Genomic DNA, 22,403 nt, shown 5'->3' with positions numbered 1-22,403 from the left:
TCCATTCTCTGCGCACCCGCCTCCGCTCGAGCCACCGGTGACGACGTTGTCGGCCACCTGCACGCACAGCCGCCGACGTACGCGGCCACCTGCGCCAATGTTGCAGGACACAGCGGGGACACCAGGCGCGATTCAGCAGGACGGGGCCGGAGGACGCACAAAGGGGCGGCAGTGATGGTTCAGGACGAGGGAACCAGCTCGAGCGGGGAATCCAAGTCCGAACGTGCGGACAGACGTTGGGTCGAACTTCTCCAGGAAGTGCGTGTGGCGCAGACCGGGGTGCAGATCCTGTTGGCGTTTCTGCTGAGTGTCGCCTTCACGCCGCGTTTCATCGAGTTGAGCAGTGCGGACCGCGACATCTACGTCGTGACGATCGTGCTCGGCGCTGCCGCCACAGCGGCTCTGATAGCGCCCGTGCCGCTGCACCGGGCGGTCACCGGCCAGCGGATGAAGCCGAAGGCGGTGACATGGAGTTCGCGTCTTACCGTGACGGGCCTCCTGCTCCTACTGTGCACCATTGTGTGCGCCATGCTGCTGATCCTGAGGTTCGTCCTCAATGACGTGCTCGCGGCGTGGATCGTGCTCGGCGTGCTGATCTGGTTCGTGGCCTGCTGGGTCGTCCTGCCGGCATGGATACGCAGGACGGGCTGATTCCTTCACCCCGGACCGGGGGGGGACCTGTAGAGGCTGGATCGGGGTGGCCGTTCCGCCCAGGAGACGCTCTTCGTGGTCGAGCGAGCGGATGCTGACCACCAGTGAGTTCACGCAGCCCGCCGCTGACTACGCCGAGCAGTGCGGGATCCGCTGCGTGGACCATGAGCGGCTCGTCGCCTGGACCGACGGCACGGGCCCCGCGCCCTGGGACGAGGCAAGCTGATGGTCTCCTGTCTCAGCGCCAAGCGCTCATTGTCCAGTGGCCGGGACCGGCGGTCGGTCGTCGAAGGCCGAGCCCCCGGGCGGCCAGGGGGCGCGGCGTAGCCTGGGGGTTGCCGGGACAGCCTCCACACCGCAAGCGTTACGTTCGTTGTCGCAGGGTAAATGTTGTTGCGCGCCGGTTCTCGGCACTCGGTGCCAAGAACCTCGTGCCTGGGTGAGCGGCCATGCGCCGGCGGCGTGGCCGTGCGGCCTGCAGCCGCCGCCCCGCCGGTCTCGTTCCGGCCCGGACAAGAAGCGGGATGAAGTGGACAAATTCGCTGCTGTGGAGAAGGCGCTGCGTACGGCCGCGCCCGACGCCCTGATCGGCGTCGTGACGGGCGCGTTCGTTGAGTACTACGGCGCGGAAAAGGTGGAGCTGAGGCTCGCCGACTACGGCATGCGCAGCCTTCAGGCCGTGGAATCCGTGCCCTTCGTCACCGAACCGATTCCCATCCACGACAGCCCGCAAGGCCGCGCCTTCGGGGCCCAGGAACCGGTCGTCACGAGCGATCCCACCGACCGGTCGGTGGAGGTGCATCTCCCTGTCACGATCCGCGGCGACCGGATGGGAGTGCTGTCGGCGCGGCTGCCGAAGAGCGGCTACACACAGGCACTCCTGCCGGAGATGCAGCACATCTGCGAGGCCCTGGGCCACGAGATCCTGGTCGCCGAACGCGACACCGACCTCTATGTCCTTGCCCGGCGTGCCGCCCGGCTCACCCTCGCCGCGGAGATGCAGTGGCAACTGCTGCCGGGTCGCTCCTGCTCCCGCCCCGAGTTCTCCGTGGGCGCGCAACTGGAACCCGCCTATGCGATCTTCGGCGACAACTACGACTGGTCCGCCTCCGCCGACCACCTGACGCTCACCGTAGCCAACGGCATGGGGCAGGGCATCGAGGCCTCCCTGCTGACGAATCTCGCCGTCAACGCCATGCGCAACGCGAGACGCGCCGGTCTCGACCTCGCCGGCCAGGCCACCCTCGCCGACCAGGCGGTCTACGCCCAGTACCAGGGCCGTGTCCATGTCTCCGCACTGCTGCTGCGCTTCGGCCTCAACAGCGGTGACGTGGAAGCGGTCGACGCCGGCTCACCCCGCTTGTGGCGGCTGCGCGGCCGCACCGTCGACCCGATCTCCTTCGATCAGCAGTTGCCCCTGGGCATGTTCGAGGACACCGTGTACACACCCCAGCACTTCACCGTGCGCCCCGGCGACCGGCTGCTCCTCGGGACCGACGGGGTGTACGACGCCGCTTCCCCCGTCGGAGAGCGCTACGGCGAGCGGGCGTTGGCCCACGCGCTGACCAGCACGAGACTGCTCCCGCCTGCCCAGGTTCCCGGTGCCGTGCTGCGTGAGCTCGCCGGGTACCACGGGGAGACTCCGCTCGACGACGACGCTCTGGTCGTCTGCCTCGACTGGAACGGACGGCCTGCCGGGGAAGCCCGCGACTGACCGGCAACGCCCCGGCTCTTGTCGCCCGCCGCGAGGTCAGGCGGACCGGGCGTCCTTGGCCGTCGGCCTCCACAGTGGGGCAGTGCCTGATTTCTCCAGTGCGCCCTGGAAGCCGGTGAGCCCCTTCAGCAGTGCTGTGCGCTCCGAGGGCGTCATCGCGGAGATCACTGCCTGAAGTGCCTCCTGTCGCCGGGTCCTCAGGTCACGCAGGTATGCCTTGCCGCTACTGGTCAGGTGCAGTTCCAGTTCCCGTCGGCTGACCGGACTCGGCAGCCGCCGGACGAACCCGAGGGCTTCCAGCCGATCGCACAGCCGGCTCACCGACGGTGCCGCGGAGCCCAGCATCTCGCCGAGGGTCCGGAGGTTGATGCCCTCGTCCCGGTCCAGGCTGTACAGCACGCGAAGCTGGGACGCCGACACGGGGGTTGAGGGCACCATGTCCTTGCCGCGCTCCCACAGCACCTCGAGGAGCTCGATGAGCTGGCCCGCCGCCTGAGCGGCTTGCTGCGGCTGGCGCTGAGAGGAAGCGGCGTTCGCTTCCATCCAGCGACACTCCGCATCAGACGTCGTCGGCCGGTGGCGTCGGCCCTGTGCCGCGGTCCCCTTCTCCATGTGTCTCCAGAAAGCGGTATTGGGTTCGGCCCCATGGTTCGCTCTCCGGCCGTCAGCGGGCCGGTGACCGTGACGTCGACCTGGCTGGCAGGCGCTTCTCCGCACAGGAATCATATCTTTCCACCAACGTTGGCTCCACGGTCGCAGCGGACCTCCCTGTGACGGTTCGGGAGGCGACACGTGAGGATTTCTTGATGCCGCGTTGTCGCAGGTACGGCATCGGCCGACCAGGTTGTGTACGGCAGCACCGTAGGGCCACGGTGTTGACCTCGGGCGTTCGCCGAATGGGCTGCGCGGGGTTCTCGTCACGGACCGGCGATGACGAGGTCGTCGAGCCGGGAGGCGCGCCCCGCGCGGACGGTGCGGCCCTCGACCGTCCAGGTCCCGCCCCGCCCTTGCGTGTTGGCCGGGCCGGTCACTCGCGGCAGAGTATCGAGCCGTCCCGCGCGGCGGCGGTGACGGCGGCAGCGAGGGGATGCTCGCCCGCGTCGTCCAGGGCGCCGACGAGCCGCGGGACTTCGTCCTCCTCGGCTATCGTCTGCCGCGGAGGTAGGCGTCGTGGGGAACCGGTACACACGAGCAGTCGGCGTGACAGCACGGCTCCTGCTCGTCGTCTTGCTGGCACTCGGTGTGCTCATCATGCACACTGTCGGTCACCCCAGTGGCGGTTCCGGCTCGGGTCTGTCTCCCACGACGCACGCGGACGGTATGGACTCCATGTCCGCCGGCGCTTTCCCGGGCACGCTTGGCGTCACGGACGACTCTGTCCACGGCCCCGAGTCGGCCGGCGCCGTGCCGGCACCGCATCACCCCGGAACGGGGATGGACATGGCGTCGCTGTGCCTGGCGGTGCTCGGTGCCTGGGTTCTGGCCTCTCTGCTGTACGCGGCGTTCTCCGCGCGGCGTGAACGGCCGGCGGAGCTGGCCGCCGGCGTGCTCTCGGTGATACGGCCCGAACCTCCGCCCGGACCGCCCGACCTCGCACAACTGTCGATTCTGCGGATCTAGGCCGGCTCTGCCGCGCGGGCGGGCCCGAGAGGGCTGCCCCGCCAGGACACCGACGCGTACATCCGCAGAATCGACCACGAGGTACACAGAACATGACCGCTTTCAAGCGTTCCGTCCGCCTGCCCCTGCCCCGCCGCGTCGCGGTGGCCGGAGCCGTCACCGCCGGGACCCTGCTCCTTGCCGCCTGCGGCGGCAACGGGGACGACACCTCCGGCGCTGGGTACGGGGGCCACACCTCCGCCGGCCCTCAGGAGTCCACCGAGTCGCCTGCCCCGGGCGCGTTCAACGACGTGGATGTGACGTTCGCGCAGTCGATGATCGTCCACCACCGGCAAGCCCTGGAAATGTCCCGGCTCGCCGACGGCCGCGCGTCCGACCCGCGGATCAAGCCCCTGGCCGGACAGATCGAGAACGCCCAGGACCCCGAGATCAGGACCATGAAGTCCTGGCTCAAGTCCTGGGGCAAGCCGGAGTCGTCCGGCATGGACCACGGCGCCGCGGGCCACGGGGGCGGCTCCATGCCCGGGATGATGTCCGGGGCTGACATGGCGGACCTCACCGCCGCCAAGGGCACAGAATTCGACCGCAAATTCGCCGAGTTGATGATCGCCCACCACAACGGGGCCATCGACATGGCGAGGGACGAGCGGAACGGCCGCAACGCGGCAGCCAAGAGGCTCGCCGACGACGTCATCGAGAACCAGTCCACCGAGGTCAAGCAGATGCAGAGCATCCTCGGCCGGCTCTGATCCACATCGCACTCAACGCTGTTCCGGGTCTTCCGCACGAAGGCCCGGAACAGCGGTCACCGTCGAGAACACTCGCCTGAAACAGGTCGGTCACAAGATCACGGTCGCGTGCCGCAGCCAGCGAGGCTGTTCGGTGAGGTGAGTGGGGAGCGTGGACGTTGAAGGTCTATGAGGGACCGGCGTATCGGTTTGCGCACCGGCTGATCAGCGTTTGTGACCGCCTTGCTGCTGGTCGGCGGTTGCAGGAGGTCCCGGCCCACCGTGTCTGCTGGTGCCGGGAGTGTGGGCACGGCACCTGTTCCGGGCCGTCATAGGTCTGCTTCCAGCTCATGGAGTAGTACAGGTAGTTCCGCTCGGGGGCGTCGGTGCCGGACCGGGCCTGAATGGCGCGCCAGTACTTGGGGCCTTCACCGGGGGCGTCGCCGTCCGGGTAGAGCACGATGCCCATGACCCCAAGCATCCCTTCCCCCTTTTCGGTCGTGTAGATGACGTTGGCGCCTTCGCGGTAGTCGGTGATGCGTGCCCAGAACGGCGTGTGCAGGCCGAGCGCTCTGGGCAGTTCCAGGTGGCTTTCGATGAACTCGTCGCTTCCGGTCATCCCCTCGTGGGCGAAGGGCGCCTCGCCCGCCATGTACGGCATGGCGAACGTCTCGTCCTGGTTCTTGGCCCGGAGGAAGTCTGCGGCTTCCAGCAGAGTCAGCCTTTCGAGGGACCGCGTCTGGAGAGACTGCGGGGTCTGCAATTCCTTGGGGGCGTAGGGGTCGCAGCCAGTCATGGAAACACCTCCAAGTTCTGGTGAACCGTCGAAACAAAGGGAGTACGGGTTTTGTTGTCTGCCGCTCGTCAGTGGGTGAGGCGGGCGGGTGTGGTGGCGGAGTACAGCAGGTATTCCAGCGGTCCGCGCCGGAAGACCCGGGTCCAGACGAGGGCCAGCAGCATCGCGGCTGCGACGAAGGCGAGGAGGACTGGCAGAGCGGCGGAATTCGGCAGGTTGTCGGTGCCCAGGGCCTTGATGGCGATGATGTGGCCGACGTACGCGGTCAGGGAAATCGAGCCGACCGCGACGACGGGCACGGCCAGCCACCGAAGGCGGGCCGACCGGTCCGTGGCGATGAGGCAGGCGGCCAGGACCATGACGGCGACGCCGGTGTTGCCCAGGACCGACCATGTCGTCTGGCTGTGCGGCGCGGCCACCAGCAGCCAGTACGGGGTGCCGGCGACGGGGTCGCCGACGGCGTCGGACCACCAGGCCGATGCAGCCGACCCGCCGTCCGTGGCCGCGCTCACGGCGGCTTGCGCGCCCGGGACCAGGTGCAGCGCCAGCCATGAGCCTCCATAGCCTTGCACGGCCAGCGCGCCGCCGGACACGGCGAGCTTGGCGGCCATGCCGGGCCGGGTGAGGTCGAGCCGGGCCACCGCCATTCCGGCGATGATGAAGGGCAGCCAGGTCAGTACCGGGTACTCGCCGGTGATGAACAGTTCGACGATTCCGTCCGATCCGGTGAGCCCGGCCAGTGGATCGTGGGCGATGACGGCATCGGCCCAGTTCCCGCCTTCGACCGCACTCCGGAGCAGGTACAGGACGGGGGGCATGACGAGCGCGGTCGCTGCGGCGATGAGGGCCAGGGTGCCGGCCCGCAGCCGGTGCAGCGGAAGGGCGAGGACGAAGAGCACGCCGTAGCAGGCAAGGATCACGTCGACCGGGGTGTCCAGGGAGGTCAGGGCGTATCCCATGGCAATCAGGACGGCGGAGCGGATCAGCACCCTGCCCGCGGCATACCGCCCCGCGCGCCCGGTACACGGCTGCTGCCGGCCGGTGAGCAGGATCAGGGTGAACCCGGCAAGCAGCGCGAACAGGGCAGCGGACCGGCCACGTGCCGCTTCCATCACCCAGCCGAGCGGGCCGCCCACCGACGGGTCGGGACCGACGTGGGCTGCGAACATGCCGAAGACCGCCAGGCCGCGGGCCAGGTCGAGGCCGATCAGCCGTCCTGTTGACGGCGTACGGAAGGAGGAGCGGCCTGCCACGGCTGCCGACTCGTATGGCACGGCCGCTGATACGTCGTGCGTCATACGCCCAACGATTGGGGAAGATGCCAGTTGCAACCATCCGGCAGGTGTCCGAACCGTCCCCGCCGACTGGCTGGTGCACTCCCGCCGCCTGGCCGGTTTGGGTGTCGGGCACCCGCAGGGCGCCCCTCGGCGTGGTACGAATCGGACAGTGGTCCGATGGCGAGTGGAGCACGCGTGATCCGGGTACTGGTGGTCGACGATGAGGCCCTGATCCGTACGGGCTTTCAGCGCATCCTCGACACGGCGGACGACATCGAGGTCGTGGCGACGGTTCCCGGCGGCCAGGCGGTCAGGACGGCGCAGGAGACACGACCCGACGTCGTACTGCTGGACATTCGCATGCCGGACGTGGACGGACTCACCGTTCTGGCCGGCCTCCGTCGGCTACGGCACCCTCCGGTGGTGGCCATGCTCACGACGTTCGACATGGATGAGTACGTGGCAACGGCACTGCGCTCGGGCGCCGCAGGCTTCCTGCTCAAGGACACCGACCCCGAAGAGCTGCCGTTCCTGGTGCGGAGTCTGGCCGAGGGCGGCACCGTACTGTCGTCCAAGGTCACCCGGACGGTCGTGGACGGCTACCTGAACGCCGGCTCCCAGGAACCTGTCACCCGCGGCCTCGACCGGCTGACCGACCGCGAGCGGGACGTACTCGTCCTCATCGCCGAGGGACTGTCCAACACCGACATCGCCACGCGGATGCACCTGAGCACCGGCACGGTCAAGGACCATGTGAGCGCCATCCTGACCAAACTGGAGGTGGGCGGCCGTGTCCAGGCCGCCCTGCTCGCCGAACGGGCCGGTCTTCTCAAGCCGCCGCGGGACCAGGAGGGGGCATGACCCCCCGCCTGCCCGCCCCCGTACTGGACGCGGCCCTGGTCGCGGCCGCGCTGCTCGATGTCTGGGCCAATCTCGCCGCTGACGAGCCGCTACGCCTGACGTGCGCCCTGGCCGCTGCTTTCGCTCTGCTGTTGCGCCGTCGGCTGCCGCTGCTCACCTTCCTGCTCACCTTGCCCGCCGTCCTGCTCTCCGACGCGGTCATCGCCGCGCTGGCCGCGCTGTACACACTCGCCTCGCTCAGCCGCCGCCGGACCCTGCTGGCCGTCTGCGCCGTGGTGTTCACGATCAGCGACCTGGCCTCGTGGCCGTCACTGTCGATCGACCTGTCAGGCACCTCGACCTTGATCACGCTGGGCTACACCGGGGCGACGGCGGGCGCGGCCGTCTTCCTCGGCCAGCTCGTCCAGACCCGGCGTGACCTGTCCCTGCGGCTCGCCGAGATCTCCGAAGCGCGTGACCACGAGCGGTCGCTGATCGCCCAGACCGTACTGGCCACGGAACGCGCGCAGCTCGCCCGGGAGATGCACGACGTGGTCTCTCACCAGGTCAGCCTGATTGCGGTGCGGGCCGGAGCGCTCCAGGTCGGCACCGGGGACGCGGAAGTCAAGGAAGCAGCGGCCACGATCCGGCGGCTGAGCGTGCAGACCCTGGACGAACTGCGGCACATGGTCAGCGTCCTGCGCGCCTCCGGGGGCCGCCCCACGGAGCTGACCCCGCAGCCGTCCCTGGCCGACCTCCGGCAGCTGGTCGACAACAGCGGCATCGAGGCCGAGCTGCAGACGGACCTGCCTGACGGCCTTCCGCCGACCGTCCAGCGCGCCATCTACCGCACCGTCCAGGAAGCGCTGACCAACGTACGCAAGCACGCCCCCGGCGCCACCGCGAGGGTTCGCATCCGCCGCGAGGGCGGCGCCGTCCGTGTCACGGTCAGCAATACCTCGGCGACCCGGCCTGCTGTCCCGCTGCCCAGCGCGCACTACGGCCTCGTCGGCCTGCGTCAGCGTGCCGCGCTCCTCGGTGGCACTGTGACGTCCGGCCCGACGTCCGACGGCGGCTATGAACTTCGCCTGGAGCTTCCGGCCGAGGGCACGTCGTGACCGGGTGAGCACGAGGGTGAGCATTGCGGTCATGTACCAGCGGCCACAACGACCGAGCGGGTGAGCGAGCAGGCCGATGAGTTCCTGGCTGTGGCCAAGTCAGTAGTCCTGGAAGCCTGTATCCGAACCCTTTCCAGAGGAGGCCGCCAATGCCGCTTTCCAGTGTCGTCGTCAGTCTGCCGATCGCCGATCGCCGGACGTCATTCGAGTTCTACCGTGACGGGCTGGGTCTGGACGCCATCGGAGAGGTGGCGGACGACGGAGTGCCTGAGCCGCTGCAATTCGCTCTCAGCGATGGTGTGCGCCTCATGCTGGTCCCTACGGGAGGGTTCGGCTGGGTCATCGGGGACCGTGAGGTGGCGGGTCGCGGCCGGAGTGAGTGTGTCATCACCCTGAGGGTGGACACCGAGGCCGGTGTCGGGGAGCTGGTCGAGCGGGCGCACCGGGCAGGTGCCGAGATCGTTACGCGACCGGGAAAGCAGCCGTGGGGATACGCGGGTGTGTTTGCCGACCCTGACGGTCACGTCTGGATGGTGACATCGGAGTCGTTCCCCACGTGAGGGTGAGCCCCTCCGCTACGGGAGTCTCGGTGCGCCGCGTGCGAGGGCTGACCGGTGCCCTGGGCGGTCTGTGAGGGGCCCGCGACGGGAGCGTCCACGGTCCGGGCCCGGTAGGTCGCCAGTCCCCACTGCTGATCCACGATCAGTGCCAGTCCGTGGTCGGCGAAGACGGGCAGCAGGCGTTGGATCCGTGCCTTGAGTGCCCGAAGCGTCATGGGAAGGCAGGGCGTTCCCAGAAGGAGTCTCAGATGGTGGCAGCAGACAGGAGCCTGCGCCCGGGCGATCACGTCGAACAGTAGGCGCTGGCTGGTGGTACTCCCCGCCGGCCAGCGCGGCGCCGGCACCGTCGGGCGGCGTCTCAGGTCGGCATGGATGCGCCAGGCGAGTTCGGCGGCCGGTCTCTGCCGGTCGAGGACATCGAACGCCCCGGCGGAGAATGCGGCGACGGCATCCCGCCCTTGGTGTCGCAGGACGGCGACGGGAGCGATCAGCGAGGCGGCCCGGACGAGCCTTGCCAGCCCGTCAGCCTCCGTCGTGGGCACATCGAGCAGGATCATCGCCGGTCTTCGTTCCAGTACTGAGGCGCAGGCCGACTCGCTTCCCCAGCGCACGGCGGCGCCGAGCGCGAGACCCGCCCGGTTCAACCTGGTGGCCAGCGTCGAACTCGAGGTCTCGTCAACCGACACCAAGAGCGGCATGTGTGCGCGGACCGGTGGGTCCGGATGCTGGTGCCGTGTTGTCTGGGTGTGTATCGCTGTGTGCATCGCTAGGCCTTGTCCTGGACTTGGTCGTGTTCCGCACGGGGGCACCCGACCCACCTGTCTGGCTGTCTGACAGCTTCAGAGCGATCCTGCGGCCGTCAGGAGGCGCTGTCAAGGGCACGGCGCGCGATCACGCACAGCTGCCCAGCCTCGCGGCTCAAGAGCCGGCGAGCTCGTACAGGGTTGGCGACGGCGCGTCGCGGAGCGTCAACGGGGTCTGGCCGCCGCGCGGGACGTCCGTGCTCAGGCCCGGGTACCCAGGCCTGACCTGCCGATCCAGTCGGCCGATTCGTCGGCGCACCCGGTGCCAGGACCGGGGAGGCAGTGGCCTGCTTCGGACGTTCGGAGGAGCTTGTGGCCCGCCGTCTCATTCGGGCGCGTGGCGAGGAGCGTGTGCGGGGCCGTCCGCTGAGCGCTCTGCCTCACCGCTGTTCGGACGGGTGGCGGCAGGAATCGCATGTGTTCGTCCCAGTTGCCCACGTACACCTGGCCGCTCACGACCGCGGGGGAGACGAAGTCACATAGTGGCCGGTGTTCGAATACCCGCCGCTGCCGCCCGCTGTCCGCGTCCACCGCATACATGCTGCTCCCACTGCCTGCCGACATACCCGGTGCCACCGGCCTACGTCGGTGCCGACGACTGGTTCCACGCGCGGCCGGTGGGGGAAATGCCATCGCTGCCTTCACCGGCCGGCACCCACCATCCCGGCTGTAGCGCCCCCACGCGGCGCACCCCCCATCCACATCCCACGGCAGCGCACCGTTTTTCCGGTCGCCGATCACCTGACAGAATCCCCCAACAATTCGAGACAGCGGAAGCGCGGGCGCCCGGTGACCGTCACCGCCGGGGCGTACATGTCGGGGGCAAGCTCTGTCTCGGGTGGCAGGCCGAGAGCGGGGTGAGACACCTCGATACGGTTTACCCTTCATTCCATCTCGCCTTCTTTCGGGGCGACTTGGGAGGATGCTAAGAGGTGGAACGGCACTTGGGAGCCGCCGTCGACAGCAGCGCTCGGTGCCCCGAACTGCCGCTCGACGACGAGCCATTCGGCGCGGCTGCACACACGAAGGGGACTCGGCGCCGACGGCACTTCACTCGTGCCCGACAGGGTGTTGCGAGACTCATCACCTACTTCGTCGTTCTATAAACGCGGTCAGTGTGGGTAGCATCCGGCATCAACATAGGTACGAGGAAAGAGAGCTGTCGTGCCGGAGAAGAACCCCACCCTGAAATCGCAATACGCGAAGCAGGTCGCTACCGACATCGAGTCCAACGCGAGGGAACAGGAACGCCTCAAGTCCGAGGCTGCCGCACTGCAGGACAAGCTTGAGGCGCTGCAGCAGGATCACGAACTGCTGGTGAGCATGCGGGAGGCCCTCGGGACCGCCTCCGCCAAGGACGCCAAAGCGGCAATGACCTCAGTCGTTCCCAGCGCGCGGCGTGCCAGCACGGTTGTCGGCAAGGGCAAGCGCCCCAAGAATGCGCCAAAGACGAAGGCCGCTGCGAAGGCACAACCTGCCGGGCCGCCGCTGCGTGAACTCGTCGTAGCCCTGCTCGCCGAGCACCATGAACCGAGGTCGGCGGCCGAAGTCACCAAAGAGCTGGCGAAGGCACACCCGGAGCGTACGGTGAACGTCACCCTGGTGCGCAATGCCCTGGAAGCATCGGTCGCAAAGAACCAGAGCGAGCGCACCAAGCAGCAGAAATCCGTCTATTACAGCGCTCTCACCGGCAATCCCTCCACGGAGGAACAACAACCGGCTCCTTCAGCTGGGTGAGACCTGGCTCGGCTTTAACCTCCGACGCTGAGGATTGCCCAGCGGGTGTGGGGCGTTGTGCTGCCTTCACGACGTGTCCCAAGGAGACGAGGCCGATGCCGAAGGCCAGAAGTTACGGGGAGCGGGCGCTCCGGCTGAGCACCATGAGAATGGCGCCTGCTCCCCGGCCGGGGTAGATGACGCCCTCGATCGGCGGCGGTGTGGCCGGGGGCCGGCTCACCGCCCCTAGGCCGGCTGGGCGGGCAGTTTGAAGATGTGCTGCGGGGTCACGATGCTCGTGATCGCCTGGCCGAAGAGAGTGCTCGGTTCAGAGCCCTTGTAGTTGATGTCCGTGTTGAGGAGCACCACCAGGGTTGCCCTCGACTCCGGCAGGTAGACGACCAGGGACTCGTAGCCGGGCAGCGAACCGTTGTGGCCGATCCAGCCCGCGACGCTGAAGATGCCCAGGCCGTAACCGGTTTCCGGCAGGCCGCTGGGGCTGAACTTCAGGCGCTGGGCCTGCGTGGCGGGGGTGAGCAGAGTACCGGTGGCGAGGACGCGGGCCCAGGTACGCAGGTCGTTCTGATCGGAGATCATGGCTCCGGCGGCCCAGCCCCAGGAGGGGTTCCAGTCCGTCGAGTCCTCGGTCTCGCCGGTCGCCGTCTGGTCGGTGTAGCCATGGGCGTGCGGCGTCGGGAACTCCGCGCCCTTCGGGAAGAGCGTGTGGTGCAGGCCCGCCGGTTCGAGGACGGTTTGCCTGATGTACTCCGCGAGGGACTGACCGCTGACCTTCTCCACCACGAGGCCGAGCAGGATCAGGTTGGTGTTGCAGTAGTAGAACTTCTCACCGGGCTGGAACAGCACGGGATGCTTGAAGGAATACGCGAGCAACTCCTGCGGCGTGAACGGCCGTCGGGGGTTGGTGGTCAGCGCTTTGAAGAAGCCCGGGTCCATCGAGTAGTTGAAGAGTCCGCTGCGCATCCCCGCCAGCTCGCGCAGAGTGATCCGGTCTCCGTTGGGGACACCCTCCACGTACTTTCCGATCGGGTCGTCGAGGCCGACTTTGCCCTGGTCGACCAGCTTGAGCAGCGCAGTCACCGTAAACGTCTTGGTTTCACTCCCGATTCGCATGTTCAAGCCGGTGGACATGGGCGCGCCCGTCGTCTTGTCGGCGACCCCGAACGCGCGAACGTAGCTGCCCTTGCCGGGAGCCCACAGTCCAACGGTCACGCCGGGCACGTTCGCTTCGCGCATGACCTGTGTGACTGCCTTGTCCAACTGCTTGGCCACAGCGGGAGTGAGCTGCGGGAAGTCGGAGGAGGACGGGGAGGGGGAGGAGATCACGGCTGGTGCCGGGTTGGGTTGGGCGTACGCGGATTCCGCGGACACCGAGATGACCAGCAGCCCGGCCGCCATGGCCGCCGCCGCCCCCCTGCGCAGCCGTGCGTGCAAGCGCGTCATGGGCCGGCTCCCGTCACGAGAGGAAAAGCTCCAAAAGAATCGTAGGCCCCGGTCACAGGTCCAGCGAGTTGAGCGGCCTGTGGCGCGCGCCTCGGGGAACCGCGCAAGTCCGCAACAACGGCCGTGTCATGACCGGCCCCTGCGACTGCCAGGGGCAGCTCGCCGGTTCCGCGGGCGTCGGCTCCGGAACTATGACTGCCGTACGGCTGCGCGCTGGCGGGCCGTGCGTACGGCGGCGGAAAGATTGCCGATGTCGTAGGCGCCGTGGTGCCGTACACCGTTGATGAAGAAGGTCGGTGTCCCGGACACGCCGCTGAGGTCGGCGGATTCCACGGCCTCGGCCACCCGCCCGGCGCCCACCCGATTCCGCAGGTCGCGCTGGAAGCGCTGGACGTCCAGGTTGAGTTCCGTGGCGTAGCGGACCAGGTCGGAAACCTTCAGGGCGTCCTGGCGTTCGAGGAGGAGGTCGTGCATCGGCCAGAAGGCGCCCTGTGCGGCCGCGGCCTCGGACGCTTCCGCGGCCATTTGGGCATGGGGGTGGACGTCGGTCAGGGGCAGATGCCGCCATACGTAGCGGAGATCCCCGAAGTCCGCGAGGAGCTCGCGGACGACGGGCTCCGCCTTGCCGCAGTAAGGGCATTCGAAGTCGCCGTACTCGACCATGGTCACCGGAGCGTCCCGGGGCCCGCGGATGTGGTCGCGTTCGTCGTCGACAGGCGCGGCCAGGTCGACAATCTCCTCCGTCGCGCCCAACAGGGCACGAATCTGTGTACGGCGCGGCAGGAGTCCGATCACGGCCGTGACCGCCCAGGTGAGGGCGAAGGCACAGACGGCGGCGCCGAGGATGCCGATCTTCGCCTCTTCCAGTTGGTTGCCGGTGAAGGCGAGAGTCGCGATCAGCAGGGATACGGTGAATCCGACACCCGCGATGGTGCCGCCGGCCGCCGTCGCGCCCCAGCCGACCGGCGGACGCGTCCGCCCGTGGGTCAACCGGCTCGCCAGCCACGACGTACCGAGGACCGCAACCGGCTTGCCCAGGACGAGACCGAACAGGATGCCGAGACTGACCGGTGAGTGCAGGGCTCTGGACAACTGCTCGGTGCCGATCGGGATGCCCATGTTGGCCAGCGCGAACAGCGGCACGATCACATAGCTGGTCCACGGGTGGAACATCCGCTGCAGCCGTTCGTTCGGCGAGATGGCCGACGCCAGGCCCTGCCGTACCGTGCGCTCGAGTTCCGGTGTCGGCTGTTCACGGAACAGCCGGAACAAGCCGGTCGCGCGCTCCAGGTCACTGCGGGCCGCCGGATACGCCTTCGTGAGCAGTCCGATGGCCAGACCGGTGACGACGGGGTCGACGCCGGACTTCAGCAGTGCCGTCCATATCGCGATGGCGAGCAACGCGTATACCGGCCCTCGGCGCACACCGGCGGCCCGCAGCAGCAGAATGACGCCGAAAATGCCCAGTGCCACCAGGAGGGCGGCCACGGCGATGCGGTCGCTGTAGGCGACCGCGATGACGCCGAGCGCGACGAAGTCGTCGACGACGGTGATCGTGAGGATGAAGACGCGCAGGCCCGTCGGCAGCCGCGAGCCGAGCAGAGCCAGCATGCCCAGGGCGAAGGCGGTGTCCGTGGACATCGCGGCGCCCCAGCCGTGCACCGAGGAGTGACCACTGTTGATGCCGACATAGACGGCCACCGGTATGACCATGCCGGCGATGCCGACGAGCAGGGGCAGTGCCACGCGTCGCCGCTCGCGCAGTTCCCCCATGTCGAATTCTCGGCGTGCTTCGAGTCCGACAACAAAGAAGAACAGGGTCATCAGACCGCTGTTGATCCAGTCGCGCAGGTCGAGCGACACGCCGTGGGAACCCAGCTCGAGCGACAGGTGCGTGCCCCAGACGGCTGCGTAGGAGGCCGGCCCGATATTTGCCCAGGCGAGCGCCGCCACCACCGCGGCCAGCAGGAACGTGGCACTGCCCGTCTCGGTCCGCAGGAAATCGCGCCACGGCGTGCGCAGGTGGTTGCCGCAGACGGTCTGCCCGGACTGGCCGGGAGCCGCTGAAGGATCGGTCACTTCGTGATTCTCTCCCGCATCCGGCGCCCTGGCCTGACGTCACGCATTCGGCACCGTGGCACCCCCCGGGTCGCCCCGCTACGCCACCAATGCCGAAGTCCGCAGGCGACCGGCCCAGCCGCTCGAGACGCGGCGATGCGTTCGCCGGCATCGACCAGGACAATGTCTCGGCCCTCGATGGGTCCGGCGGAGCTCAGCTGACCGGCGTGGGGTGCTCGGCCGGCTCGGGCACGATGCGGTGCAGACCCTTGCGGTCGTAGTACCTGGTCATGGCGAAGCCGAAGAGCAGGGCGGCCACCATACCGATGCCCATCATGGTCCACGCCCGGGTGAGGCCGGCGTCGGCCCGCGCGTCGAAGTACAGGATCGAACGGACTCCGTCGGTGAGCTGGCGCATTGGCTCGAAGTACGACAGCACGCGATAGAAGTCGGGAAGCGCCTGCAGCGGGATGGTGGCTCCGGAGGACGGCAGGGACAGGGCGATGAAGACGAACATGCTCACCAGTTGCCCGATCCCGCCGAACGCGGCGTTGAGGGCCTGGACGCCGACCCCCACCGTGGCCGAGGCGCACACCGAGAAGAACCAGAGCAGCGGGATGTGGAAGGCGTCCATCCCCAGGATCACGACACTGGCGAGGAGGATCAGACTGGACGTCAGCAAGGACAGTACGACCGACATCGCGCAGGTGACCATGAACGTCTGCGTGCGCGAGATGGGCACCGTGGGCCGCTGTCTGCGCAGGGGCCCGATCTCGCTGGCCGCATAGCCGAGACCGACGTCGACGCTGTTGCTGATCACGTTGCCGCCCAGGAAGCCGACCAGAACCAGCAGCAACGTGTAGTAGAAGGCGCTCAGCCCGAGGCCGCTGTGCGCGCCGACCGGATGACCGACCTTCACCTCGACCGAGACCGGGTCGGCGAGCAAGAGCCGCTCGGCGTTGGTCACTTGGCCGCCCTGGTCCTGGAGACGGTCGGTGAGCGAGCGGCCCAGTTGCTTGGATGCGGTGTGTGCTGCCTGTTGGGCGATCGAGGCGGCCAGCGACGCGCCCAGGCTGCCGGCCGAAGGATTGGTGAACACGGTCATCGTCGGCCTGCCCGCCGCTCGCTCTCCGGTGGCGTTCAGCGCTGCCACCGAGGCGGAGAAGTCCTGTGGCACCTCGAGGACTCCGTACAGGTTGCCCGAGGCCAGGCCGTCTCTGGCCTCTGCAGCGTCCAGAACCCGCCAGGAGACCTGTTCCCGCGGGTCGGGCGAGGCCTTGATGTCCGCGGTGATCTGCGCTCCAAGGTTCACCCGCTGTCCCGTCACCGTGGCGCCCCGGTCGGCATTGACCAGCCCGATGGGCATGCGATGCAAATCGCTGCGCGGGTTGAGGATGCCGCCCATGTAGATGAGGGACAGCAGCAGGGACACCACTCCGACAACGACCGTGGGCAGCACCCAGATCTTCGGGTTCCGCAGCACCCGCCCCGCAGTCGTCCCCGTCGGGTGTTGGTTCGAAGGCATGACCCCCCTCGGGGAAGCAGCGGGTGCGCCGATTGTGCGCACGGCCTTCTGCGACAGTTAAGTGAGACTCGGCGGCAACGGCGAGACGCCTCGCCGGGCGCTCGCGGGGGTCGATGTACCACTCGCACCTGCCTTGGAGCCGGACCGGCCCCGTGCCGTGCTCCTGGAGTTCCGTCACGTGGCGCTGCGGGGGCCGGGCGTGGGCGAGGGCTGATGCCTCGGTGTGACGCTGTCGCGCGGGGTGGCGGGTGGCAGCCGACGGAGATCAGGACGTGCTTGCAGCCGCTCTCGCAGTCGGGCATCAGCCTGGCCCGCAGCCGAACGGCATGCCCAAGAGTGCCGCCCGGATCAGTCAGCACTTGGTCGCGCTCATCGACCCGCTGGATCCCGAAGTCGAGAGATTCTCAAAGTTCGGGTGTGCTTTTGACCGGGAACAGCCACGTCAGACTGACGCCAGGTCAAAGAGCAGGCTCAACGCTTCTTCATCCAGGAGGTGTCTTCGCCGCTGTGTCCCAGAGATCCAGCCTCCCAGGCGCGCCCATCGCGGCGGGCATCCCGCACATCCCTCCATACGGCTGCTCCGGCACGAACATGACTTCTGCGCTGTCGTGCTTTCCAGTCGATCCAGGCGGCGAGCGCAAATAGCGACAGGAGAGGTACCAGAAAAAACCACATGGCTTGATGGTGAAGCATCCCAGCGACACGGGCAAGATCCGAACTGTGCCGTAGCGCTGCAACTCGCTCACGACGAAGAGGCCTTGAGGCGGGCACGGCTGGGGGCGTGCCTTGGACTGCGGGAACCCGGCAGACCGGGCCGATCTCGCTTCCGGCCCTTGGTGACACCGCCACGCCCCGCACCCGGCGAACACTGCGGCGCGTGTCCCCCCGAAGTCGCCCCTGTTCCGATCCGACCGGACGCGGCCCGACATCGCTTCCCGTGCCGACGGCAGCGGCGTCTACGGGCCTTCGTTGGGCGTCGGCCGGTGCAGGGCGGGGATATCCAGGGGATATCCATGGGTCATCCCCGCCCGCCGTGCCAGCGGATGGCGACGGCACCGGCGAAGTCGCCGGCGTGGGCGAATCCCCCCAGCACCACCAGGTCGCCGTCCTCGAGGCGCTGCGAGTGGATGGCGCGGTCCAAGGTGACCGGGATCGCGGCCCCGAACAGATTCCCGCATTGATCGAACGTGTGCAGGTGCCGTTCGGGCGGCAGTCGCAGTGCTTCCCGCCAGTTGCGCAGGAACGTTCGGTTGGGCTGGTTGGTGATGAAGACGTCGATCTCGGTGGTGGCCACCCCGAGCCGCCCGCACAGGTCCGTGACCACCTCCGGCACGAGACGGTTCCCGCGTGCCAGGACCTTGGCGACGCCGGCCTCGGTGAACCCGATCCGCAGCTGGGACTCCCCGGGCTCCCAGTACTTGCGGCCGTCGTCGAGCACCACGGTCATGTCGCCCGCGTAGGCACCGATGTGCCGGGTCTCCACGTCCAGTACCGGGGCGCCGGCCGAGGTCGTCAGGTAACCCACGCCGCAGCCGTCGCCCGGGATCGCGGCCTGGGCGAGCCTGCGCACCTCGGACTGGGTGAACCACTGACCGGCGGCGCTTTGCGCGTTGCAGATCAGGGCGGTTCTCGCATCGGTGGTGGTGAGCAGCCGCCGGGCCAGTTTGAGCATGTACACGAATGACGCGCAGCCCGCGTTGGCCACGTCGATCAGCCATTCCGGGTGCAGACCCAGCCGGCGTGCCACTTCGGTGCCCGCGCCCACGAACGGCAGGTCCGGCACCTGGCTGTGCACCAACAGCACATCCACGTCGCGGATCTCATCCCTGCCGTGCCGCTCGATCAGGGGCTGTACCGCGCGCTCGATCATGTCCGCGTTGGTCTCGTCCGCGGCCACATGGTGCCGTAATGGCGGGACCTTGAACATGGGGTGGTCGCGGAGCTTGTCCTCGGCTCCGGGGTACTCGGTATAGAACTCCGCAGGGACCGGTTCGCCGGGGAGATAACTGGCGACATCGGTGAGGCTGACCGTGGTCACCGCACCACCACCGCCGCCGGAGGTGGCACGCTGACGGGCAGGCCGTTGTGGTAGCGGTGCTCCAGGATCGCCTTGAGATTTCTCATCTCCACGGTGTGGCCCGCGTAGAACAGATCCCAGTAGTCGCCCACCCACGGCCGGTCCGGGTGGGGCGCCATCTCGGGGTGCGGGTTGTCGTCGTAGTACGGGTGCCGGCAGTTGGTCCAGGTGATCACCGACCCTGGCTTGTCGAGCACCAGGCGGGCCGGGACGATCCGCATCAGGTAAATCATCCACAGCTTGTCGCCCTGGTCCCAGGAGCAGTGGTAGTCCACGGTCATGGCCTCGGGGTTGGCCACCACCCTGCAGTAGATCCTGGTGTCGTCCTCCAGCCGGTCACGGCCGATCCACAGCCCGGGGGTGCCGGCGGGCGCGAAGCCCCGCAGGCTGCAGGTCCACTCCTCCAGGTGGTGGCCCTGGCGCAGGTAGTCATAGGCCTGCTCCGGCGGGCAGTCGATGTGCTCCTGGATGGTGCAGAACTGCCCGTAGACCTGGTGGTGCGGGTAGACCGCGTGGGTGAGTTCCGCGCAGTGGGCGGTCAGCTCCTGCTTGCCTGTGTTCTCGATCCGCATCAGGCCGGGAATGTCAGCCAACGTGGACGGGTCCGCGCTCATCGGAAGTCTCCTCGCTCTCGGTGTCCGTGCTTTCGGTGAAGGACAGGAAGGGAAGGAACGGCGGGATCTCCCGGGCGTCGCAGTCCAGCGCGATGAACGCCGGGCCGCTGCCCGCGTTGCTGCGCAGCAGCGCCTGGCGCAGTTGCGCGGCATCGCCGGCCCATGTGGCATCAAGGGCCGGGAAGGCGGCGGCCACCCCGGCGGCGATATCGGTCCGGGCGAACAGGTCGTCGCTGCGGACGCCGCCCTGGAAGAGCTCTTCGCGGAGGGCGCACATGGCGTGGGCGTTGTTGTTGAAGATCACGAAGGTGACGGGTGCGGCGTACTCCACGGCGGTGTGCACTTCCATCCCGTGCATGAAGAACGCTCCGTCGCCGGCGAGTACGTAGGTGCGTTGGCCCGTGGCCAGGGCGGCGCCGATGCCGGCACCGAAGGTGTAGCCCATGCCGCCCATACCGACCGCCACCACGAAGCGGCCGTGGCGCGGTGCGGGAAGCAGATGGACCGCGCTGGCCCCTGCGTTGCCCGCGTCGACGAAGACGTGCGCGTCCTGGGGGAGTGCCGCCTCGACCGCGGCGACGGCCCCGGCGTAGGAGAGGGTTCCGTGACCGGCCTGTGGAACGGGGGCTGGTGGAGGCGTCGGTAAGGGGCCGGCGTGTTCCGGGCAGGGGAGCGGGTGCGGCGGGAGCCGGCCGGCCAGGCCTCGCAGCGCGTCCCGCAGGTTTCCGCCCAGCGCGAGGCCGGCCACGAAGGGTGGTTCGGGATCGATGCAGACGACCGGGGTGGCCGCCAGGGCCTGGTCGAGCCCGCCGCGTGCCAGTACCGGCAGCCGGGTGCCGACCAGCAGGCAGAAGTCGGCCCGCCGCAGGCAGTCTTCGACGTTTGCATGCCCCATCACCCCGGCTACGCCGGTGAACCGGGGGTCCCGGTTGTCGAACACATCCTTGGCGTCGGGGGTGACCGCCACCCAGGCCCCGAGCCGTCGGGCCAGCTCCGCCAGCTCCGCGCGCGCACCCGCGGCGGCCACCCCCTCACCGGCGATGATGAGGACTCGGCCGGCGCCGCGAAGCGCGGCCGACGCGGCGTCCAGGGCCTCGGCTTCGACCCTCGCCGCCGATGCGGTCGGGGTGGGTGCGACCGGCGTCTGCGTCGCGTCGCGGACGGGTACGTCGATCTGTGCCTGCTGCACGTCTTTGGGCAGCAGCAGCACCGCCGGACCCTTCGGGTCGGTCTGTGCCGCCGTGATCGCCCGGAGCAGCAACTCCGCGAGCGAGTCCGCGTCATCGACCCGGGCGCAGAACCGGGAGACGGGCGTGAACACCTCCTGGGCGTCGAAGGAGCCTGCCTTGCCGCTGGAGTCCTGGAATGCCCCCAGGCCCTCCTGGCCGGTGGGCGGCTGTCCCACGAGGGCCAGCACCGGCACCCGGGAGGCGTACGCCTCCGCAAGGCCCGGCACAAGATTCATCGCACCGCCGCCCGAGGTGGCTGCGACCACGCCGAGGCGCCTGGTGGCCCGGGCGTATCCGTCGGCCATCGTGACGGCGGAGAACTCGTGTTTGGCGACGACGCCTCGGATGGTGCCGGTGCGGTGGACGGCGTCGTACAGGTCCTCGATGTTCGCACCGCCGACGCCGAACAGGTGGGTGACGCCGGCCCTGTTCAGCTCCACGGCAAGGTAGTCGACAAGGCGTACCACGCCTCCGTCGTGAATCTCGCGAGTCAAGGCTGTCGTGGCTGTCATGCGGAGCTCCTGTCAGCTTGGTCGGGCTGAAAGATGAGGCCGGACGGCGAGACGACTTGAAATCGGTGCCGGTACTCGTTCGGGGTGAGTCCCAGGGCTCGTCCGAAGGAGCGGAAGAACGTCTCGGGGGCCGCGAATCCGCAGCGGCGCGCTACCTGGCCGACCGTCAGATCGGTGGTCTCCAACAGCTCGCGGGCGCGGGCGATACGTGTCCGCTCGACGTATTGGCCGGGCGGCGTGCCCACCTCGCGCCGGAACACCCGGGCGAAATTGCGCAGGCTCATGTTGGCCCGCTGGGCGATCTCGGCCACGGGCAGCGGGTCCGAGAGGTTGTCCAGGATCCACTCCTGTGCGGCCCGGATCGGCGCGTGATCGGCCAACTGGGCGTCGAGGACGGCACTGAACTGCGACTGTCCTCCGTGCCGCTTGAGGAACAGCACCAGATACCGCGCTATCTGCAGCGCGAGTGCCGCGCCGTGGTCGGCCTCCACGAGGGCGAGGGCCATGTCGATGCCGGTCGACACTCCCGCCGAGGTGACGAACCGGCCGTCCCAGATGAAGATCGGCTCGGGGTCCACCGTCACCTTCGGGTAGCGGTGGGCCATCTGCTCGCAGTACGCCCAGTGCGTGGTGGCGCGCCGCCCGTCGAGCAGGCCCGCCTCGGCCAGTAAAAAGGATCCGCCGCATACGGACGCGACTCTCCGCGACCGGGCGGCCGCCTCGCCGATCCACGAGATCAGCTCCTGGTTCCCCAGCGCGTCCTTCAGGCTCCAACCGCCCGGGACGAGGAGGGTGTCGATCGGGCCCTGCCCCGCGTCCAGCGGCGCGGCTTCGATCACCACCCCTGAACAGGTCCGCACCAGTGGCGCATCGGTGGAGACGAATTCGATCCGGTAGGCGGCGCCCGACTTGGGGAGCAGCCGGTTGACGGTATCGAACACTTCAATGGGTCCGGTGATGTCCAGGGCCTGCGCTCCGGAGTACACAACCACCACAACACGTCGCTCTAACACGGTCACAGCCTGTATCCGACGTCGAACTGGCCGCAATGACAGCTTGCTGACGAATCCGGCCACGGGGCGGCCATCGACTGATGGAGAGCCG

At 68.6% G+C, this 22,403-nt stretch carries 21 protein-coding genes; 9 read left to right on the top strand and 12 right to left on the bottom strand.

All coding sequences use genetic code 11. From position 1 onward, the window contains the following. The first annotated feature begins 264 nt into the window (after positions 1 to 264). From OG966_RS02865 to OG966_RS02855, 3 genes are all read left to right on the top strand, one after another. A complete protein-coding gene (locus tag OG966_RS02865) occupies positions 265 to 651 on the top strand; it encodes a DUF6328 family protein (RefSeq protein ID WP_406733219.1) in 387 nt (128 codons plus the stop codon). A gap of 91 nt (positions 652 to 742) precedes the next feature. Further along, positions 743 to 877 (top strand): hypothetical protein, encoded by a 135-nt coding sequence (locus OG966_RS02860; RefSeq protein ID WP_326647725.1) that lies wholly within the window; start codon positions 743 to 745, stop codon positions 875 to 877. A gap of 303 nt (positions 878 to 1,180) precedes the next feature. After that, positions 1,181 to 2,365, top strand: a complete 1,185-nt coding sequence (locus OG966_RS02855) for a PP2C family protein-serine/threonine phosphatase (protein WP_326647724.1) — start codon at positions 1,181 to 1,183, stop codon at positions 2,363 to 2,365. 36 nt (positions 2,366 to 2,401) lie between these two features. On the opposite strand, the gene OG966_RS02850 is transcribed toward OG966_RS02855, so the two are convergent. Beyond that, complete coding sequence (locus tag OG966_RS02850) at positions 2,402 to 2,908, bottom strand: MarR family transcriptional regulator (RefSeq protein ID WP_326647723.1); 507 nt, start codon at positions 2,906 to 2,908, stop codon at positions 2,402 to 2,404. Between the two features lie 484 nt (positions 2,909 to 3,392). After that, positions 3,393 to 3,575 carry a hypothetical protein gene (locus OG966_RS02845; protein WP_326647721.1) on the bottom strand — a complete coding sequence of 61 codons (183 nt, stop codon included), beginning with the start codon at positions 3,573 to 3,575 and terminating at the stop codon, positions 3,393 to 3,395. Between OG966_RS02845 and OG966_RS02840 the strand changes: the two genes are divergently transcribed. Together OG966_RS02840 and OG966_RS02835 are read left to right on the top strand one after the other, a co-directional pair. Next, the gene (locus OG966_RS02840) at positions 3,566 to 3,985 is read left to right on the top strand and encodes a DUF6153 family protein (RefSeq protein WP_326647720.1); all 420 of its coding nucleotides are present in this window, start codon (positions 3,566 to 3,568) and stop codon (positions 3,983 to 3,985) included. The genes OG966_RS02845 and OG966_RS02840 overlap by 10 nt on opposite strands. Before the next feature lie 92 nt (positions 3,986 to 4,077). Further along, the gene (locus tag OG966_RS02835; protein WP_326647718.1) at positions 4,078 to 4,734 is read left to right on the top strand and encodes a DUF305 domain-containing protein; all 657 of its coding nucleotides are present in this window, start codon (positions 4,078 to 4,080) and stop codon (positions 4,732 to 4,734) included. Between the two features lie 166 nt (positions 4,735 to 4,900). On the opposite strand, the gene OG966_RS02830 is transcribed toward OG966_RS02835, so the two are convergent. Together OG966_RS02830 and OG966_RS02825 are read right to left on the bottom strand one after the other, a co-directional pair. Beyond that, positions 4,901 to 5,509: a hypothetical protein gene (locus tag OG966_RS02830; protein WP_326647717.1), complete on the bottom strand. Its 609-nt coding sequence runs from the start codon at positions 5,507 to 5,509 to the stop codon at positions 4,901 to 4,903. Between the two features lie 68 nt (positions 5,510 to 5,577). Beyond that, positions 5,578 to 6,807 (bottom strand): DUF418 domain-containing protein, encoded by a 1,230-nt coding sequence (locus tag OG966_RS02825; protein WP_326647716.1) that lies wholly within the window; start codon positions 6,805 to 6,807, stop codon positions 5,578 to 5,580. Between the two features lie 174 nt (positions 6,808 to 6,981). On the opposite strand from OG966_RS02825, the gene OG966_RS02820 reads away from it, so the two are divergent. The 3 genes from OG966_RS02820 to OG966_RS02810 all read left to right on the top strand — a co-directional run bounded on the left by OG966_RS02820 (position 6,982) and on the right by OG966_RS02810 (position 9,304). Continuing rightward, a complete protein-coding gene (locus tag OG966_RS02820; RefSeq protein ID WP_326655060.1) occupies positions 6,982 to 7,647 on the top strand; it encodes a response regulator transcription factor in 666 nt (221 codons plus the stop codon). After that, positions 7,644 to 8,744, top strand: coding sequence for a sensor histidine kinase (locus OG966_RS02815; RefSeq protein ID WP_326647714.1), 1,101 nt, complete (start codon positions 7,644 to 7,646; stop codon positions 8,742 to 8,744). Before OG966_RS02820 ends, OG966_RS02815 begins: the two co-directional genes overlap by 4 nt. A 149-nt stretch (positions 8,745 to 8,893) precedes the next feature. Continuing rightward, the gene (locus OG966_RS02810; RefSeq protein WP_326647713.1) at positions 8,894 to 9,304 is read left to right on the top strand and encodes a VOC family protein; all 411 of its coding nucleotides are present in this window, start codon (positions 8,894 to 8,896) and stop codon (positions 9,302 to 9,304) included. On the opposite strand, the gene OG966_RS02805 is transcribed toward OG966_RS02810, so the two are convergent. Further along, on the bottom strand, positions 9,265 to 9,990 hold the full coding sequence (locus OG966_RS02805; RefSeq protein WP_326647712.1) for a hypothetical protein: 726 nt from the start codon (positions 9,988 to 9,990) through the stop codon (positions 9,265 to 9,267). The genes OG966_RS02810 and OG966_RS02805 overlap by 40 nt on opposite strands. Positions 9,991 to 11,271: 1,281 nt before the next feature. Here OG966_RS02805 and OG966_RS02800 point away from each other — a divergent pair. Then, a complete protein-coding gene (locus tag OG966_RS02800) occupies positions 11,272 to 11,844 on the top strand; it encodes a hypothetical protein (RefSeq protein ID WP_326647711.1) in 573 nt (190 codons plus the stop codon). A gap of 225 nt (positions 11,845 to 12,069) precedes the next feature. Here the strand turns inward: OG966_RS02800 and OG966_RS02795 are convergent, their stop codons facing one another. From OG966_RS02795 to OG966_RS02765, 7 genes are all read right to left on the bottom strand, one after another. Then, a complete protein-coding gene (locus OG966_RS02795; protein WP_326647709.1) occupies positions 12,070 to 13,284 on the bottom strand; it encodes a serine hydrolase domain-containing protein in 1,215 nt (404 codons plus the stop codon). A 189-nt stretch (positions 13,285 to 13,473) separates the two neighbouring features. Next, on the bottom strand, positions 13,474 to 15,363 hold the full coding sequence (gene nhaA / locus OG966_RS02790) for a Na+/H+ antiporter NhaA (RefSeq protein ID WP_406733224.1): 1,890 nt from the start codon (positions 15,361 to 15,363) through the stop codon (positions 13,474 to 13,476). A gap of 193 nt (positions 15,364 to 15,556) precedes the next feature. Next, positions 15,557 to 16,867: a YhgE/Pip domain-containing protein gene (locus tag OG966_RS02785; RefSeq protein WP_326647708.1), complete on the bottom strand. Its 1,311-nt coding sequence runs from the start codon at positions 16,865 to 16,867 to the stop codon at positions 15,557 to 15,559. A gap of 1,018 nt (positions 16,868 to 17,885) precedes the next feature. Beyond that, positions 17,886 to 18,905, bottom strand: a complete 1,020-nt coding sequence (locus OG966_RS02780; protein WP_326647707.1) for a 3-oxoacyl-ACP synthase III family protein — start codon at positions 18,903 to 18,905, stop codon at positions 17,886 to 17,888. Continuing rightward, complete coding sequence (locus tag OG966_RS02775) at positions 18,902 to 19,558, bottom strand: SRPBCC family protein (protein ID WP_326647706.1); 657 nt, start codon at positions 19,556 to 19,558, stop codon at positions 18,902 to 18,904. The genes OG966_RS02780 and OG966_RS02775 overlap by 4 nt, the downstream gene beginning before the upstream one ends. Continuing rightward, on the bottom strand, positions 19,530 to 21,299 hold the full coding sequence (locus OG966_RS02770) for a thiamine pyrophosphate-binding protein (protein ID WP_326647705.1): 1,770 nt from the start codon (positions 21,297 to 21,299) through the stop codon (positions 19,530 to 19,532). The genes OG966_RS02775 and OG966_RS02770 overlap by 29 nt, the downstream gene beginning before the upstream one ends. Beyond that, the gene (locus OG966_RS02765) at positions 21,296 to 22,312 is read right to left on the bottom strand and encodes a GlxA family transcriptional regulator (protein ID WP_326647703.1); all 1,017 of its coding nucleotides are present in this window, start codon (positions 22,310 to 22,312) and stop codon (positions 21,296 to 21,298) included. The genes OG966_RS02770 and OG966_RS02765 overlap by 4 nt, the downstream gene beginning before the upstream one ends. Between the last annotated feature and the right edge of the window lie 91 nt (positions 22,313 to 22,403).

Origin of the sequence: Streptomyces sp. NBC_01750 (assembly GCF_035918095.1) — a bacterium.
Classification (GTDB): Bacteria; Actinomycetota; Actinomycetes; order Streptomycetales; family Streptomycetaceae; genus Streptomyces.
This window is presented reverse-complemented; position numbering and strand designations above follow the sequence as displayed.

Excerpts from the sequence above, each read along its gene's own strand:
- OG966_RS02810 (WP_326647713.1), top strand. The coding sequence starts at position 8,894 with ATGCCGCTTTCCAGTGTCGTCGTCAGTCTGCCGATCGCCGATCGCCGG.
- OG966_RS02775 (WP_326647706.1), bottom strand. The coding sequence starts at position 19,558 with ATGAGCGCGGACCCGTCCACGTTGGCTGACATTCCCGGCCTGATGCGG.
- OG966_RS02795 (WP_326647709.1), bottom strand. The coding sequence starts at position 13,284 with ATGACGCGCTTGCACGCACGGCTGCGCAGGGGGGCGGCGGCGGCCATG.
- OG966_RS02770 (WP_326647705.1), bottom strand. The coding sequence starts at position 21,299 with ATGACAGCCACGACAGCCTTGACTCGCGAGATTCACGACGGAGGCGTG.
- OG966_RS02860 (WP_326647725.1), top strand. The coding sequence starts at position 743 with ATGCTGACCACCAGTGAGTTCACGCAGCCCGCCGCTGACTACGCCGAG.
- OG966_RS02815 (WP_326647714.1), top strand. The coding sequence starts at position 7,644 with ATGACCCCCCGCCTGCCCGCCCCCGTACTGGACGCGGCCCTGGTCGCG.
- OG966_RS02850 (WP_326647723.1), bottom strand. The coding sequence starts at position 2,908 with ATGGAAGCGAACGCCGCTTCCTCTCAGCGCCAGCCGCAGCAAGCCGCT.
- OG966_RS02785 (WP_326647708.1), bottom strand. The coding sequence starts at position 16,867 with ATGCCTTCGAACCAACACCCGACGGGGACGACTGCGGGGCGGGTGCTG.
- OG966_RS02835 (WP_326647718.1), top strand. The coding sequence starts at position 4,078 with ATGACCGCTTTCAAGCGTTCCGTCCGCCTGCCCCTGCCCCGCCGCGTC.
- OG966_RS02830 (WP_326647717.1), bottom strand. The coding sequence starts at position 5,509 with ATGACTGGCTGCGACCCCTACGCCCCCAAGGAATTGCAGACCCCGCAG.
- OG966_RS02825 (WP_326647716.1), bottom strand. The coding sequence starts at position 6,807 with ATGACGCACGACGTATCAGCGGCCGTGCCATACGAGTCGGCAGCCGTG.